Here is a 15,568-nt window from a genome sequence, read left to right on the forward strand (position 1 = left end):
GCCGGCACAGTGGCAGCCCTCGTAAAACTGCCTCGTAGCTGTCACAACTATGCCAGACGAGCGTTCGTAGTCGTCACAACTACGACTCGTCTACGAGGCAGAACGTCGGACGCTTACAATCATGTCCACCGAATCGCGAATCCTCTCCCCGGAGGAAATTATCTCCCGATTGCGGATAGTTCTTCCGGATCTCGCCCAGGAGTTTGGGGTGAGCGCTTTGAGCGTGTTTGGCTCGCGAGCGAGAGGGGCTGCCCGCCCGGACAGCGACGTCGATATCCTGGTGGAATTCGATCGAACGCCGGGATTTTTTCGGTTTGTGGAGTTGGAGGAGCGCCTAAGTCGTCATCTCGGTCTTAAGGTCGATTTGGTGATGAAAACCTCGCTGCGGCCCCGGATCGGTCAACGCGTTTTGGCCGAAGCCATCGCCGTATGATCCGGGATAGGGACTTTTCCGATTACCTGCGCGATATTCTCGAGCACGCATAAGCGGCCATCGAGTTCATAAAAGACGTTCCCGACGTGCAGGCACTGGCCGATGATCGTCGCACCTTTTGGGCGGTGATCCGCGCGCTCGAGGTCGTGGGCGAAGCGGCGCGCCATGTCCCCGCCGATTTCCGGCAGCGGCAGAGCCGCGGCCGCCTCTGCCCGTTTCGTGTATTCCGTGTTTTTCGTGGTCTGGAATTCCGGATCCTTCCGTGCACTCCGTGTATTCCGTGGTTCAATCCGGATTTCGCGCGCCAAACCCAGGACGGTTCGGAGAACCGTCCCTACCTTCAATTCCTTCGCGAGTTTTCGCGTTCCTTCGCGGTTCACGCGCTGGCGCACGGCGTTTCGAGGACTCCGTCCCATCTCCTATCTCCGCCGCGGAAAAGCCGCGGCCGCCTTCGTCTCTTTCGTGTATTCCGTGTTTTGTCAGGCTTCTCGCTTCGCTCGGAACGTGGTTCAAAGCTCGGGATCCATTCGCCCGATCCGTGCAATCTGTGCAATCCGTGGTTCAGATCTGTCGTCCTTCACCACCTTCGCGTTTCTCCGCGTCCTTCGTGCTTAATCCGTTCCGTGCCTTCCGTGTATTCCGTGGGCTAATCCCGAATTCGCGCGCCAAACCCAGGACGGTTCGGAGAACCGTCCCTACCTTCAATTCCTTCGCGCCCCTTCGCGGTTCACGCGCTGGCGCACGGCTTTGCCGCTTCTCTTGCCTCTTGCCTCTCGCCTTTCGCCTTACCCTCCCACCTTAAACTTTACACTTTAAACCTAAACTCGCGCGGAGCGCGCTGCGCTTGCGTCCGGGGCGAGTTGGCGATTGCTTGAAACGTCTGACGTATGAAACGCATCGAACTCAATCCGGCGGTCTGCAACGGCAAGCCTGTGATTCACGGCACGCGAATCACCGTGCAGACGGTGCTCTCGTACCTCACCGCCGGCGATAGCGTGGAGGAGGTGCTGCGGGCTCATCCGCGTCTCACACGTGAGGATGTGCTCGCGTGCCTGGAATATGCGCGGCGGGTGAGCGACCTGCATACGACGATCGAACTCGCCTCGTGAAGCGGATTCTGGTCGACGAAAATCTCCCGGCTGATCTGGAGAGGATCGTGGGGCCAGAGTGCACGCACGCGACGGAACTCGGAAATCAACCCACCGACGACGAGCTCTGGACGTATGCTGCGGAACAAAAGTTGGTCATCTTGACGAAGGATGCCGATTTTTTCGATAGACTGATCGTGCATGGCAGTCCGCCGCAGATCGTCTGGGTTCGTACCGGAAATATGCGGCGTATCGATCTCCATGACTTGTTGGAGCGGGTCTGGCCCAAAGTCCTCGGATTGCTCGAAAACGCCGATTTGGTGGAGATTCACGAGGATCGCCTGGAGGCCATCAAATCCCCGACGGAGCGCGGAAGCGCTCGCCGCACTGCGGCGAATTAAAGTTTAAGGTCAGAGGCTAGAGGCGAAAGGCGAGGGGCGCTTGAAACGCTGAAAAGCTGACATGCTGAAAAGCTGAAAAATGCTTATTCCGCGCATCTTCGCCACCTTGGCGACTTCGCGCTTCAGGCTTTCGTGTATTTCGTGTTTTTCGTGGTTCCTCTCCGGAATCTTCCGTGCCCATCGCCGCGCTGCGGCGGGTTTACGTTTAAGATTGAAGTTCAAGGGATGGCCGTCGGGACGATCGCCACCCTTTCAGCTTTTCAGCGTTTCGCCGGCTCCGTCACTTTCACTCGCCGCGGCGTCACCGCGGCGTCACCCTCCGCCGCGTGAACGCTTCCGAGTTCTTCGCGCTGCCAGCGTCGCTGGCCCTCTTCGCCGAGCATTTTCCCGCCGACGCCCGTCCGTGGGAATGGTTGAAACGCATCGGCCCCGCCCTCGCCGCGCTGCCGCCGCCCACGCCGCGCACCGACCTGCCACCCGGCGTCCACGTCGCCGGCCCGGTCTGGCTGCACCCCTCCGTCAAGCTCCCCGCCCAAGCCACGCTGATCGGCCCGCTCTGGGTCGGCGCCCACACCGAGATCCGCCCCGGCGCCTACTCGCGCGGCAACGTCATCGTCGGCGAGGGCTGCGTCCTCGGCAATTCCTGCGAGTTCAAGAACTGCCTGCTGATGGACGAGGTCGAGGTCCCGCATTTCAGCTACGTGGGCGACTCCATCCTCGGCAATCGCACGCACCTCGGCGCGGGCGTGATCTGTTCCAACCTGCGGCTCGATCAGAAACCCGTCGTGGTGCAGGGCGAAAACGAAACTTTCGAGACCGGCCTGCGGAAATTCGGCGCCATCCTCGGCGATGGCGCCGAGGTCGGCTGCAACGCCGTGCTCCAGCCCGGCACGCTGCTGGGACGCCGCGCGCTCGTCACGCCGCTGACGGCGTTCGGCGGCGTGCTCGCGCCGAATACGATCGCGCGTCACCGCCAGCCGATCGTCACGCTGCCGCGCCGCGACTGAGAAAATCGTTCTCGTTCTCGGCGGCGTTCTCGTTCTCTCTTTCCGGTTCTTAAACGAGAACGACGATCCCATGCGCACCCTCACAGGCATCCAGCCGTCCGGCACGCTGCACCTCGGCAATTATCTCGGCGCGATGCGCCCCGCCATCGAGGCCCAAGCGCGCGGCAACTGTTTCTATTTCATCGCCGATTACCACTCGATGACGTCGCTGTTCGACCCGGCCGAGCGCCGGAAGAACACGTTGAACGTGGCGCTCGACTGGCTCGCGTGCGGACTCGATCCCGCGACCTCGGTCTTCTGGCGGCAAAGCGACGTGCCGGAGGTCACCGAGCTGATGTGGCTGATCGGCTCGCTCACGCCAATGGGCCTCCTCGAGCGTGCGCACAGTTTCAAGGACAAGACCGCCAAGGGCATCTCGCCCAACTTCGGCCTCTTCGCCTATCCCGTGCTCATGGCCGCTGACATCCTCCTGTACGATACCCACGTCGTGCCGGTCGGCCGCGACCAGCAGCAGCACCTGGAAATGACCCGCGACATCGCGATCAAGTTCAACCAGGCCTACGGCGAGACGTTTGTCGTGCCGGAGGCGGACATCCGCGACGAACTCGCGGTCGTGCCAGGTCTCGACGGCCAGAAGATGAGCAAGAGCTACGGCAACACGATCGACCTCTTCGGCGACGAAAAGGCCACGCGGAAGAAAATCATGGGCATCGTGATGGACTCGCGCACGCCGGCTGAGCCGAAGCCCGACGCCGACCAGAACCTTGCGATCCAGCTGATGAAGCTCGTGGCCGCGCCGGAGCTTGCGGCGGATTACGAGAGCCGCCTGCGCGCCGGCGGGCTGGGGTATGGCGATTTGAAGAAGGCGTTGTTCGAGCAGTATTGGGCCTTCCTCGCGCCGTATCGCGCGCGCCGCGCCGAGCTGGCCGCGAATCTCGACTATGTGGAAAAAGTCCTCCGCGACGGCGCTGAAAAAGCCCGCGCGACCGCGTCGGTGGTGCTGAAGCGCGCCCGCCAGGCGTGTGGCATCGCAGCGGCGTAGCGCGCCGCGCACGGCGCGGCGCGAGTTGAAGGTGAAAGGTGAAGGTGAGGCTAGAGGCTAGAGGCCAGAGGCGAGAGGCGAGAGGCGAGAGGCAACGCGCTGACGCGCGAGCTGAGAGCCTAGAGTTGAGAGTTGAGAGCCAGGTAGCGGCGGTCGTCCCGACCGCCATCCCGAGGTAGGGACGCGTGTCCCCACGCGTCCTGAGTTTGGCGGGCGCTTCGCGCCGCAAGTCGTCGCATCGCGGCGCCCCCCCCCCCCGTCTCCGATCTTCGATCTGCCATCTCCGCCGCGGCAGAGCCGCGGCCGCCTTTGCCCCTTTTCGTGTATTTAGTGTTTTTCGTGGTTCAATCCGGAGTTCGCCCACCAAACCCAGGACGGTTCGGAGAACCGTCCCTACCTTCAATCACCCTTCGCGCAGCTTCGCCCCTTCGCGGTTTATCCCCACTTTCACTTTAACTTTCACCTTCAACTCGCCGCTGCGTCGCAGCGGCGTTCGTGTATTCCGTGGGCAACGCGCTGACGCGCGAGTTGAGAGTCGGATCCAGCAGCGCCTTTGTCGCTCCTCTCGCCTTTAGCCTTTAGCCTTTAGCCACCCCGCCACTTTCACTCGGCGCAGCGCGCCGCCGCAGCGGCTCAGACGATCTCGATCCGCGGCGGGGCGATCTTCGCGATCTCGGCCATGATCCGCTCGCTGGCGACCTGATAGCGGTCCTTGCCGGCGCCCGGGTCGTCGTACGCCGACGGCGGGAGCGGGCGTCCAAAAACCACGGATACGGGCGTGCCGAGCCGCGGGAACTTCACGCCTTTCCCAAACGCCTCGAACGAGCCAAAGATCCGCGCGGGCACCACCGGCACCTGCGATTTGCAGACGATGAAACCGACCCCCGCCTTCGGCGCCTGCAGCTGCCCGTCGGGGGAACGCGTGCCTTCCGGAAAAAGGATCAGGCCTTTGTTGTCCTTCAGCGCCCGCAGCACGCGCTTCAACGCGCTCACGTCCTGACCGCCGTCGCGGTCGACCGGAATCGTGCCGACGGCATCGAGCCACCAGGCGGCGACGCCGGGTTTCCACAAGGTCTTGCGCGCGAAAAAGCAGAGCTGACGCGGCACCTGACTGCCGATCAGCGGCGGATCGAGAAAACTGAGATGATTTGCCGCGATCAGAAACGCGCCGTCGCGCGGCAGGTTTTCCTGGCCGGCCACTTCGCCGCGGAAACACACCTGGTAGAAGACCGTGACGAGATAATGAAAGAAGCCGTACACCGGCTCCATGCGCGACTGCGGAAAGCGGCTCATGACAACTTCGCCGCGATCGCCGCCGACATCTGTTCCACGACCTGCTCGAGCGTGAGCGTGGTGCTGTCGATCACCGTGGCGCCCTGCAGGCTCTCGCTCAGCCGCTGGCTGTCGAGGGTGTCGCGTTTGGCAACGTGATCGTGCTGACCTTGCTGCGCCCGGCGGCGGGCGCGCTCCTCAGGATCCGCAAACAAAAAGAAACGCAGGTCCGCGTCCGGGAAAATCTTCGAGCCGATGTCGCGGCCTTCCATCACCAGTCCGCGAAAGCCGTGCGTGCGCGCCGTGTCCGCCTGGCCGCGCTGGTAATCGAGCAGCGCGGCGCGCACCTCGGGGATCGCGGCGAAGAGCGCGACGGCGCCATTCACCGCGGGCGTGCGGATCTCCGCGTCGGGCACCACGCGTCCGCCGATCTCCATCTCCGCGCTGCGGCCGGTGACGCGGGTGCCGAACTTCAGCTCCGCGAGCGCGGCCTTCACCGCGCCGAGATCCGCCGGCGCCACGCCGCGGCGCAGCAGCTCGGCCGTCACCGCACGATAAAACGAACCCGTGTCGACGTGCAGCAGGTGAAAGCGTTCGCTGAGCACACGCGACGAAGTCGACTTGCCGGACGCCGCGCCGCCGTCGATGGCGACGATGAGAAAGGAGGAAGAGGCCATCAGCCTGCCAACGATTTTTGACGGATCGCCTCGAGCAATTCAAAAAAGTGCGGAAACGTCTTCGCGCAGCACGCCGGGTTGCGAATCGTGAGCCACGGCCGGCCGTCGCCGTGTAGGTTGTGACACCCGAGAATGCCGAAGCTCATCGCGAAGCGATGATCGCCGTAGGTCTCGATCGTTTCGCCGGCGCGCAGGGGACGCGGGTGAATCTCGAGGGAATCCTCCTTTTCGATCACCTCCTGACCGAGCCGCGTGAGCTCGCGCGCCATGCCGGCGACGCGATCGGTCTCCTGTTTGCGCGTGTGCGCGAGACCGGTGAGCAGCGTCGGTCCGTCGAGCAGCGGCGCGATCGCCGCGAGCGTGAGAAACGTATCCGAAATCTCATGAAAGTTTTCCTCCAGCCGCGCGCCCGACGCCCGCGCGCGCACGCGGCCGAGCACCTCGATGAAGGCGGAATCGCCCTGCAGGCCTTCGCCCGGCGGACGCAGTCCGGGCAGTTTCAACTCGCCGCCGGTCACGAGCGGCAGCGCCTGGAAATAACTCGCGGCGGTGGCGTCGGGCTCGATCGGATAAACACCCGGCGAACGGTAGCGCGCGGGTTCGACGGTGAACTGGCCGCGGGTCGCGTCGCGTTCGATCCCAACGCCAAACTCGGCCATCAACCGGAATGTCATCTCGACGAACGTCCAGCGGACGCCGCCCTGGAGTTTTACCTCGATCGGCGCACGGGCGAGCGGCGCCACCATGAGCAACGCAGAGAGCAGCTGGCTGCTTTCGCTGGCGTCGAGCCCGATCGCTCCGCCTGAAAGTCCGCGCGCGTGGATTTCGAGGGGGAAAAATCCTTCCTCGCCGGTGCAGCGCACCTCGGCGCCGAGCGCGCGGAGCGCTTCGATCAGTCCGCGCATCGGACGCTTCCGCATCTGCGGCACGCCATCGAGCCGGTAAACACCGCGCGGCGCCGCGGCACACAACGCGGTGAGAAAACGCGCCGCTGTGCCTGCGAGGCCGACGAAAAGCTCGACGGGCTCGGTGTTCGAAAACGCGCCAGCCTGGCCGGAGATTGCGAGGGTTTTTGCCGTGGCGTCCGCGTTCACCGTCAAACCGAGCCGGCGCAGCGCCTCGGCCATCAGCTCCGTGTCCTCGCTGAACAGCGCGCCGGTGAGCGTCACCGGTTGATCGCACAACGCGGCGAGCAGCAGCGCGCGATTCGTCAGGCTCTTCGAACCGGGTAGCACGAGTTCGCCGCGCGCGGGCCCCGTGAACGGCGGAATCGGCAGCAGGTCGGGCAGCGGGGCGACCGACGCGCGGCCGGCGGAAATCTCACGAGGATCGGACATGAATTTTTAAGGGCAGAAATGGCGCGGCGGGAGCGTCATCGCACCCGCACGACGGGAGAGCGGAGTGGAGGCGTTACGGACGAAACTCGCGGCGATACGCGTGACCGCGCTCCATGCGTGCGACGACGTCGGCGTAATCGCGATTGGCGAGCGCGATCTGGAAGGCGTGCAGCTCTTCCTGAAATTCGCGCAAGGCGCGCAGGACTTCGTCGCGGTTCTGTTCGAGGATCGTGCGCCAGAGCTGCGGGTCGCTGCCGGCGATGCGCGTGGTGTCGCGAAGGCCGCCGCCGGCGAAGTTGCGCCACGCGGGATTCTTCCGCGCGAGAAACGCGCACAGGCTCGACGCGAGCACCTGCGGCAGGTGGCTGATGTGCGCGACGATTTCGTCGTGCGCGTCGGGCGTCACCGTGACCGGTTCGCCGCCGAGTTCGCGCCAGAAACGCGCGACCGTTTCGGCGGCGGCGGGATTCGTTTCGGCGAGCGGCGTGACGAAGCAGGTACGGCCCTTGAACAATGCGGCGTCGCCGTGCTCCCAGCCGGTTTTTTCGGAGCCGGCCATCGGATGCGAGCCGACGAAATACCGCCCGGCGGGCAACGCGGCGTGGCCGAGCCGTGCGATCTCGCCTTTGACGCTGCCGACGTCGGTGACGATCGCGCCCTCGGGCAGATGCGACGCGATCTGTTGCGTGAGCGGCACGATGCGATCGACCGGCGAGGCGATCACCACGAGTTGTGCGTTGCGGACCGCGGCCTCGGGCGAGTCGGCGACCTCGTCGCACCAGTCCTGCTCGCGGAGCGCGAGCCGCGTCTCGGGGCGGCGCGCCCAGATCGTGATGCGACCGCCGGCGCCCTGCAGGCGCGCGGCGCGCGCGACGGAGCCGCCGAGCAGGCCGGGAGCGAGAATGGAAAGCGACAGCGGCATGAGATTCGCCTGAGAGGAAGCGGAGGAGGGGAAGGAGAGTCGAGCGGGATGCGTGACGGGATCAGCCCGCGAGCTGGACGATGCGGTTGAACGCGGCGGCGGTGAGCGGCATGACGGACAGACGGCTCTGTCGCAGCAGCGCGATGTCGGCGAGCGCGCGGTCGGCCTTGATTTCGGGGAGCGTCACGGGACGCGCGAGCGGCGCGACCGCTTTCAGTTCGACGGCGACCCAGCCGGGTTCCTCGGCGGTCGTGTCGGGGAACGCGGTTTTCGTGACCTCGGCGATGCCGACGACGGCCTTAGTGGTGACGCTCTCGTAGAACAACACGCGATCGCCGCGGCGCATGGCGTTGAGATGAATGCGAGCCTGGTAGTTGCGGACGCCGGTCCAGTCGGTCCGCCGATCGCGCACGAGATCGCTCCACGCGTAGGCGTCGGGTTCGGATTTCACCAGCCAGTATTGGGTTGTCATGAAAAGATCGGTTTGGTGCGCTCGCAATGGAATGGACGAGACCGACGCTGAAAAGGCAAAAGCCGGCCGGCACCTCCGGATCCTCATGATCTGCATGGCGGTGGGGGTGACGTTGCCGTTTCTGCTTTTCTGGCTGTTCGGCTTGAAAACCTCATGAGACGAACCCTGCTCCCGATCCGCGCGGTGTTTTTTCTGCTCTGCGGCGCCGGCGGCTGGCTGGTGTGCTATGCGGTGCGCGAGTGGGACGACAGCCGCTGGCTCGGTGCGACGATCGGCTTTCTGATCGGCGCGCTGGTGATCCTGGTGGACATCCTGCTGAAGGGATTTTCGCTGCGCGGACTGTCGGCGATCACGTTCGGTTTGGCGATCGGGAGCTTGATCGCTTATCTGATCGGGACCTCGCCGCTCTTCATGTGGGGCGATGCGCAGCTCGTTTACCTCGCGCAGCTGGCGCTGTTTCTCATCTGCACGTATCTGGCGACGGTGATCGCGCTGCGCGGAAAGGACGAGTTCAACCTCGTGATCCCGTATGTGCGCTTCGTGCCGCACGAGGTGGACGTGCCGCTCGTCGTCGTGGACACGAGCGTGCTGATCGACGGCCGGGTGGCGCGCGTGTGCGAGGCGGGTTTTCTCAACGCGGCGCTGGTGATCCCGCGCTTCGTGATCAACGAACTGCACGCGGTGGCGGACTCGGGGGATCCGCAGAAACAGGCGCGCGGACGCCGCGGGCTGGAAGTGTTGAACGAGCTTCGCCGGATCAAGCACCTCGACATCCGCATGCCTGAGAGCGAAGTGAAGAAACGCGCCGACGTGGACGCGAAGCTGGTGTTTTTGGCGCAGTCGATGCGCGCGAAGTTGCTCACGACGGATTACAACCTGGCGAAGCTCGCGGAGTTTCACGGCGTGGCGTGGTTGAACCTGAACCAGCTTGCGAAGGCCTTGCGGCCGGAGCTGATGCTCGGCGAGAACGTCGAAGTCGAACTGGTGAAACCCGGCCGGGAAGAAGGGCAGGCGGTGGGTTATCTCGAGGACGGCTCGATGGTGGTGGTGTCGGACGGCCGGGCGTTGATCGGTCATCGGGTGACGGCCGAGATCACGAGCGTGCTCCCGAGCGGCGGCGGCAAGATGGTGTTCGCGCGGCTGGTGAGCGCGGTGCGGTGACGGCGCCGCCGCTGCGAAGCAGCGGCGAGCCCAGAGCCCAGAGCCCAGAGCCCAGAGCCCAGAGCCCAGAGCCCAGAGCCCAGAGCCCAGAGCCTAGAGCTGAGAGCTGAGAGCCTAGAGTTGAGAGTTGAGGGTTGAGAGCCAGGTAGCGGCGGTCGTCCCGACCGCCATTCCGAGGTAGGGACGCGTGTCCCCACGCGTCCTGAGTTTGGCGGGCGCTTCGCGCTGCGCCCCCTATCTCCGATCTTCGATCTGCCATCTCCGCCGCGACGCAGTCGCGGCCTGGTTCGCCTCCCGGCTCCGTCACCTTCAACTCGCCGCATCGCGGCGTTCCTTCGCGCAGCTTCGCGCTCTTCGCGGTTAATCCGGATTCCTCCGTTTTCGTGTATTTAGTGTTTTTCGTGGTCTGGAATTCCGGATCCTTCCGTGCATTCCGTGCTACCGCGCCGCATCGCGGCGCCCCCCGATCTCCGATCTTCGATCTGCCATCTCCGCCGCGACGCAAGTCGCGGCTTGGTCGCGTTACGCGCGAAATGGTGGACCGGATCGGGATCAAACCGACGACCTCGTCGTTGCGAACGACGCGCTCTATCAACTGAGCTACCGGCCCATGAAAGGGAGGGCAGGTTTTGGGCAATCGGCGCGCGCGAGTAAACATCAATTTTCACCGAAATAGCTTCGTCCCGCCCCGCTCGCCGTGCGCCCTCTGACGCGCGCGCGAGTTTAAGGTGTAAAGTTCAAGGTTGAGGGCCGCCTCGCAGCATCATTGCGGCCTCATTCTCGGTTCGAAGCTTGCGGCGGCACCCGTCGCGCGCAGGCTGCTCGCACCACGCAGCGATCGGGCAGGGAGATTCTGCCGTTATCACGTGCAGTTTTTCGCCTAACGATCCCTATGTCTCAGTCGCCGTCCGCCGGACACGCTCACCACCACGAGGCCTTTTCGCTTCCGCTTTTCAGTTTCACCGTGCTCGTCACGCTGGCCGCCCTTCTGGCGGACCTGTGGTTTTTCGCCCCGGCCGTCTGGACCGCGCAATTTCTGCCCTCGTGGCCTTACGCGGCGGCGGCGTTTGTCGCGATCAGCCTGGTGAACTGTTTCTTCGAGTATTTCTTTCACCGTTACCTGCTGCATACGCCGGCGGTGCCGCTGCTGCGGCGCCTCTACAAGCAGCACACGCTGCATCACGCGCTCACCCGGATCGCGCGCCGGCCGGGAGCCAACGGCAGCGGGATTCTTTTCATCGAGAACAAGTTTCCGATCGTGGAGCCGGAGCAGGGCGAGGCGTCGTTCTTTCCGTGGTATTCGCTGGCGGTGTTTGCCCTCGCGCTCTCGCCGCTGCTTGCAGTGCTGCAATGGCTGCTGCCGGCCTTCCCGTGGTTCTTCGGCGGCTTCGCCGCGCTGGCCGTGTCACTGACGCTCTATGAGGTGTTGCACGCCATCAATCACTGGCCCTTCGAGACTTGGGAGCCGCTGATTCAGCACCGGCGCTGGGGCTGGTTCTGGCGGCCCGTGTATGGCTTTCATCTGCGGCACCATGCTGTGACCGACTGCAACGAAGCCATCTCCGGTTTCTTCGGTTTGCCGGTGGCGGACTGGGCTTTCGGCACGTGCGTGATTCCGCAGACCGTCTATGACGAAGGCGAGGAGTGGACGCCGGACAAATTCCGCAGTCCGCGCCCGTCTGCGTTCATTCGCTGGCTCGACCGGCATGCGGCCGCCTCCGTGCAGCGGCGCCGCGCGCGCGCAACGCGCGTCACCACGTTCGAGCGACCGCGCGACCGCGGCTACACCCGGGGCGAGGACATCGCGAACTGGATCACGCACGGCGTTGGGCTGGCGGCCAGTGTCGCCGGGCTCACGGTGCTGATCGCCTGGGCGAGCTATCGCGGCGATGCCTGGCATGTCGTGAGTTTCTCGGTGTTCGGGCTGACCCTGCTGCTGCTGGCCACGGTGTCGGCGCTGCATCAGGCCCAGCGCGATGAAGGCGCGCAGCGGCGTTTCCGCCAGCTGCGTTCGGCGGCGATTCTCCTGTTGGTCGCGGGCACCTCCACGCCTTTCCTGCTCACGCACCTGCGCGGTCCGCTGGGCTGGACGTTGTTTGGCGCTCTTTGGGGCGTGTGCGCCGCCGGCGCGGTGTTTCAACGGGTGTGGCGCCGTCGCCGTCGCCTCACGTCGGCGCTGGCGGTGATTTTCGCGGGTTGGATCGTGGTCGCGGCCTTGAAACCGATGCTGGCAGACATCCCGACCGGCGGCCTCTGGCTCTTGCTCGCGGGCGCGTTGTGCTACGCGGCCGGTGTGCTCTTCGCGCGCTGGCGGCAGCTGCATTACCATCGCAGCGTGTGGCATGCCTGCGTCCTCGGCGGTGGCACCTGTCACTATCTTGCGGTGCTGCTGTTCCTGCTACCGGTGGCGTAGCGACCTTTCTGGATACGCGAGTCCCGCGGCCCTGAGTGGCCGGGCGCGCAAAATTGGCGCAGGCTCGGCCGCATCTCTCTTCGCCATCAGCGCGTTGCAGGTGCCGGCGGGAGGGAATTCGCCGGGGGCCGGGCGAACGAAATCCCGCTTTTGTGGTCATTTGCTGCATGAGTTCCCCCAAGCAACGCTGCTTAACCGGGATTCCAGGCCTGGACGATGTTCTGCATGGAGGCCTGGTCCCCGACCGCCTCTACTTGATCGAAGGCGACCCGGGAGCGGGCAAAACGACGCTCGCCCTGCAGTATTTACTTGAGGGCAAACGTCGGGGCGAAACCGGACTTTACCTGACGTTATCGGAAACGAAGGAGGAGCTGATCGCCGGCGCGGCGTCGCACGGCTGGTCGTTGGACGGCATCGAGCTGGTGGAGCTGGTGCCGCGGGACGCCGGCTTCGACGAAGAGAGCCGGCTGACGATGTTCAATCCGTCGGAAGTCGACTTGGGCGAAACGACGCAAGCGGTGCTCGCCGCCGTGAAGCAATCCAATCCCACGCGCGTGGTATTCGACTCTCTGTCCGAGATGCGGCTGCTCGCGCAAAGTTCGCTGCGCTACCGGCGGCAGATTCTCGCCCTGAAACAATTCTTTTCGGGCCGCGCCTGCACGGTCCTGCTCCTCGACGACGGGACCAGCGAAGGGCCCGATCTGCAGCTGCAAAGCATCGCCCACGGCGTCATCAAACTGGAGCAGCTCGCGCCGGATTATGGCGGTGACCGGCGCCGCCTCCGCGTCGTGAAATACCGGGGGACCAACTTCCGCGGCGGGTATCACGATTTCGTTGTCACGGAGGAGGGGGTGCGCGTTTTCCCGCGGCTGGTCGCCGCCGAGCACCGCTCCAACCTGCCGCTCGAACCGATCAGGAGCGGCGTCGAGGCGCTCGACGCGTTGCTCGGCGGCGGCCCGCATCGCGGCACCAGCACGCTGTTTCTCGGACCCGCCGGCTCGGGCAAATCCACCGTCGCGATGCAATATGCGGTCGCGGCCGCGCGTCGCGGCGAGCACGCGGTGATCTTCGCGTTCGACGAACTCGCGCGAACACTGATCGCGCGAAGCCAGCATATCGGCATGCCGTTCGAGGAAGGGCGCGGCCCGGGACAGATCTGCGTACGCCAGGTCGACCCGAGCGAACTTTCGCCCGGCGAATTCGCCCACCTCGTTCGCGAGTCCGTCGAGCGCGATCATGCGACCGTCGTCGTGATCGACAGCCTTAACGGCTATCTCAATGCGATGACCCAGGAGCGCTACCTCACGGCGCAGCTGCACGAGCTGCTCGCCTATCTTGGCGAGCGCGGCGTCTGCACGATCATGGTCGTGGCGCAGCACGGACTCGTGGGCAGCAACATGGAAACGCCCGTCGACACGAGCTATCTTGCGGACTCCGTGCTTCTGTTCCGGTTCTTCGAGGACGCCGGAAGGGTGAAGCGCGCCATGTCGGTGATCAAGAAACGCAGCGGTCCTCACGAGGACACCATCCGCGAACTGCGCACCGGGCCCGGTGGCATCACGTTGAGCCCGCCCTTGACGGGTTTCCACGGGGTGCTGATGGGAGTTCCGCAGCGCCTGTCCAAACCGCCGTCGGCCAGCGCATGAATCCCGGACCGGATAACGCCGTCGACGTGGAGCGACGCGTCCTGCTGTTTGTCGCGACGCGCAAGGACGCCGACGTCAGCCAGCGGCTGCTCGCGTCGGCGGGGATTTCGTCCCACGCGTGCCTGACGCCGGCCGTATTGGGTGCGGAGATACGCGCCGGCGCGGCTGCGATCCTGGCGACGGAGGAACTGTTGGAGCCGGACAATGCCGCGCCGCTGTTCGACACGCTCGAGGAGCAGGCCGAGTGGTCGGATCTCCCGGTCGTCCTGCTGATGCCCGGCGGTGTGCACAACGAAGCCGCCGCCGAGGCGCTGCAACGCCTCACGAGCGTCCTCATCCTCGAGCGCCCGACGGCGATGCGCTCGGTGTTGAGCGCGGTGCAGGCGGCGCTGCGCGCCCGCTGGCGACAGTATGAGACGCGCGCGCACATCGAAGCGATCAAGGCGGCCGAGGCGAAGGCGCTCCACGCCGACCGCGCGAAGAACGATTTCATCGCCGCGCTGTCGCACGAACTCCGCACGCCGTTGACCCCGGTCCTCCTCACGGCCAGCGAAGCCGCCAACGATCCCGCCACCACACCCCACGCGCGCCGGGCGTTCCGCTCGATCGTCAAGAACGTCGAGCTCGAAGCCCGCCTGATTGACGATCTGCTCGACCTCAACCGCATCGCCCACGGCAAGCTCAAGCTGGAGCTCCGGCCGGCGGATGTGCTGCCCGTGCTGCACGACGCGATCGAGACGGTGCGCTCGGAATTTGCGGCCAAGAAGCTGCAGATCGATGTCCGGGTCGATCTGCCTGAGGTGGTCGTGGCCTGCGATCTCACCCGCATGCAGCAGGTGTTCTGGAATGTGCTCAGGAACGCGGCGAAGTTCACCCCGCCCGGCGGCACGATCGCCGTGCACGTGAGCCGGCGGGCGGACGAAGGCGACGCCGAAATCGCCGTGGTGGACAGCGGTATCGGGATGGCGCCACCGGAGCTCGAGTCGGCTTTCGACGCGTTTGCCCAGGGCAGCCATGCGACGCGCGACGGTCCGCACCGTTTCGGCGGGCTGGGACTCGGGCTCGCGATCTCACGCTCCCTCCTGGAAATGCACGCGGGCAGGATCACGGCGGAGAGCGACGGTCCGGGACGAGGCAGCACGTTCCGCATCGTTGTGCCGTTCGCCGCAGGATTTTTGAACTCGCCCGCGCCTGCGGCCAAGCCCGGCCGCCGCCCGGTCCGGCAACTGCGGATCCTGCTCGTGGAAGATCACGATCCCTCGCGCGAAGCGCTGCGGAGCTTGCTGATGCTGCGCGGACACGAGGTGCAGGCGGCGGCGAGCGTCGCGGACGCGCGGACGCTGGCGGCGGCGAGAGCGTTCGATCTTTTGATGACCGACATCGGCCTGCCGGATGGCAGCGGCTACGACCTGCTGCAGGAGCTCGGCGCGAGCGAAAACTGGCTCGCGGTCGCGCTCACCGGTTACGGCATGGAGGAGGATGTCACGCGCAGCAAGGGCGCCGGCTTTTTCTCGCACGTGACGAAGCCGCTGCGCGCGCAGGAGCTGGACGAACTCCTGCACGCCGTCGCCGCCGCGCTGCCGGACGATGGCGTTCGCGCCCCCGCCTAGGCCGCGTGCGCGTCGGGTGCGGTTTCGGTGACGGAACGGCAAATTCGCGAGCACGCGGGGCCTTGGCCCTCTATTTGCTTTTTTTGC

The 15,568-nt window shown here is 65.3% G+C and carries 17 protein-coding genes and 1 tRNA gene; 10 read left to right on the top strand and 8 right to left on the bottom strand.

The window, feature by feature from the left end; genetic code table 11:
• Positions 1-121: 121 nt before the first annotated feature.
• On the top strand, positions 122-433 hold the full coding sequence (locus AC6RV7_RS11845; protein WP_500094206.1) for a nucleotidyltransferase family protein: 312 nt from the start codon (positions 122-124) through the stop codon (positions 431-433).
• Here the strand turns inward: AC6RV7_RS11845 and AC6RV7_RS11850 are convergent.
• Entirely contained in the window at positions 400-813 is a 414-nt protein-coding gene (locus tag AC6RV7_RS11850; protein WP_500094207.1) for a hypothetical protein, read from the bottom strand. The two genes, AC6RV7_RS11845 and AC6RV7_RS11850, sit on opposite strands and share 34 nt — an antisense overlap.
• A gap of 507 nt (positions 814-1,320) precedes the next feature.
• Here AC6RV7_RS11850 and AC6RV7_RS11855 point away from each other — a divergent pair.
• Together AC6RV7_RS11855 and AC6RV7_RS11860 are read left to right on the top strand one after the other, a co-directional pair.
• Positions 1,321-1,542, top strand: a complete 222-nt coding sequence (locus AC6RV7_RS11855; protein WP_500094208.1) for a DUF433 domain-containing protein — start codon at positions 1,321-1,323, stop codon at positions 1,540-1,542.
• Entirely contained in the window at positions 1,539-1,922 is a 384-nt protein-coding gene (locus AC6RV7_RS11860; RefSeq protein WP_500094209.1) for a DUF5615 family PIN-like protein, read from the top strand. The genes AC6RV7_RS11855 and AC6RV7_RS11860 overlap by 4 nt, the downstream gene beginning before the upstream one ends.
• A gap of 9 nt (positions 1,923-1,931) precedes the next feature.
• On the opposite strand, the gene AC6RV7_RS11865 is transcribed toward AC6RV7_RS11860, so the two are convergent.
• A complete protein-coding gene (locus AC6RV7_RS11865) occupies positions 1,932-2,144 on the bottom strand; it encodes a hypothetical protein (RefSeq protein WP_500094210.1) in 213 nt (70 codons plus the stop codon).
• 104 nt (positions 2,145-2,248) lie between these two features.
• On the opposite strand from AC6RV7_RS11865, the gene AC6RV7_RS11870 reads away from it, so the two are divergent.
• On the top strand, positions 2,249-2,929 hold the full coding sequence (locus AC6RV7_RS11870; protein ID WP_500094211.1) for an acyltransferase: 681 nt from the start codon (positions 2,249-2,251) through the stop codon (positions 2,927-2,929).
• Positions 2,930-2,999: 70 nt separating this feature from the next.
• A complete protein-coding gene (gene trpS / locus AC6RV7_RS11875; RefSeq protein WP_500094212.1) occupies positions 3,000-3,971 on the top strand; it encodes a tryptophan--tRNA ligase in 972 nt (323 codons plus the stop codon).
• 633 nt (positions 3,972-4,604) lie between these two features.
• On the opposite strand, the gene AC6RV7_RS11880 is transcribed toward trpS, so the two are convergent.
• The 5 genes from AC6RV7_RS11880 to AC6RV7_RS11900 all read right to left on the bottom strand — a co-directional run bounded on the left by AC6RV7_RS11880 (position 4,605) and on the right by AC6RV7_RS11900 (position 8,651).
• On the bottom strand, positions 4,605-5,264 hold the full coding sequence (locus tag AC6RV7_RS11880; RefSeq protein ID WP_500094213.1) for a lysophospholipid acyltransferase family protein: 660 nt from the start codon (positions 5,262-5,264) through the stop codon (positions 4,605-4,607).
• Positions 5,261-5,920, bottom strand: a complete 660-nt coding sequence (locus AC6RV7_RS11885) for a (d)CMP kinase (RefSeq protein ID WP_500094214.1) — start codon at positions 5,918-5,920, stop codon at positions 5,261-5,263. The genes AC6RV7_RS11880 and AC6RV7_RS11885 overlap by 4 nt, the downstream gene beginning before the upstream one ends.
• Positions 5,920-7,257: a 3-phosphoshikimate 1-carboxyvinyltransferase gene (gene aroA, locus AC6RV7_RS11890; RefSeq protein WP_500094215.1), complete on the bottom strand. Its 1,338-nt coding sequence runs from the start codon at positions 7,255-7,257 to the stop codon at positions 5,920-5,922. The genes AC6RV7_RS11885 and aroA overlap by 1 nt, the downstream gene beginning before the upstream one ends.
• Before the next feature lie 73 nt (positions 7,258-7,330).
• Positions 7,331-8,179 (bottom strand): prephenate dehydrogenase, encoded by an 849-nt coding sequence (locus AC6RV7_RS11895; protein WP_500094216.1) that lies wholly within the window; start codon positions 8,177-8,179, stop codon positions 7,331-7,333.
• A 61-nt stretch (positions 8,180-8,240) separates the two neighbouring features.
• Positions 8,241-8,651 (bottom strand): EVE domain-containing protein, encoded by a 411-nt coding sequence (locus AC6RV7_RS11900; RefSeq protein WP_500094217.1) that lies wholly within the window; start codon positions 8,649-8,651, stop codon positions 8,241-8,243.
• Here AC6RV7_RS11900 and AC6RV7_RS11905 point away from each other — a divergent pair.
• Together AC6RV7_RS11905 and AC6RV7_RS11910 are read left to right on the top strand one after the other, a co-directional pair.
• Complete coding sequence (locus AC6RV7_RS11905) at positions 8,650-8,808, top strand: hypothetical protein (RefSeq protein WP_500094218.1); 159 nt, start codon at positions 8,650-8,652, stop codon at positions 8,806-8,808. The two genes, AC6RV7_RS11900 and AC6RV7_RS11905, sit on opposite strands and share 2 nt — an antisense overlap.
• Positions 8,805-9,812, top strand: coding sequence for a PIN/TRAM domain-containing protein (locus AC6RV7_RS11910; protein WP_500094219.1), 1,008 nt, complete (start codon positions 8,805-8,807; stop codon positions 9,810-9,812). Before AC6RV7_RS11905 ends, AC6RV7_RS11910 begins: the two co-directional genes overlap by 4 nt.
• A gap of 534 nt (positions 9,813-10,346) precedes the next feature.
• Here the strand turns inward: AC6RV7_RS11910 and AC6RV7_RS11915 are convergent.
• Positions 10,347-10,422, bottom strand: a tRNA-Ala gene (locus tag AC6RV7_RS11915).
• A 282-nt stretch (positions 10,423-10,704) separates the two neighbouring features.
• On the opposite strand from AC6RV7_RS11915, the gene trhA reads away from it, so the two are divergent.
• The 3 genes from trhA to AC6RV7_RS11930 all read left to right on the top strand — a co-directional run bounded on the left by trhA (position 10,705) and on the right by AC6RV7_RS11930 (position 15,481).
• A complete protein-coding gene (gene trhA, locus AC6RV7_RS11920) occupies positions 10,705-12,225 on the top strand; it encodes a PAQR family membrane homeostasis protein TrhA (RefSeq protein WP_500094220.1) in 1,521 nt (506 codons plus the stop codon).
• 167 nt (positions 12,226-12,392) lie between these two features.
• Positions 12,393-13,871, top strand: a complete 1,479-nt coding sequence (locus tag AC6RV7_RS11925) for an ATPase domain-containing protein (protein ID WP_500094221.1) — start codon at positions 12,393-12,395, stop codon at positions 13,869-13,871.
• Positions 13,868-15,481 (top strand): hybrid sensor histidine kinase/response regulator, encoded by a 1,614-nt coding sequence (locus tag AC6RV7_RS11930; RefSeq protein ID WP_500094222.1) that lies wholly within the window; start codon positions 13,868-13,870, stop codon positions 15,479-15,481. The genes AC6RV7_RS11925 and AC6RV7_RS11930 overlap by 4 nt, the downstream gene beginning before the upstream one ends.
• The last annotated feature ends 87 nt before the right edge of the window (positions 15,482-15,568 follow it).

Source organism: Opitutus sp. sgz309028 (genome assembly GCF_059821195.1).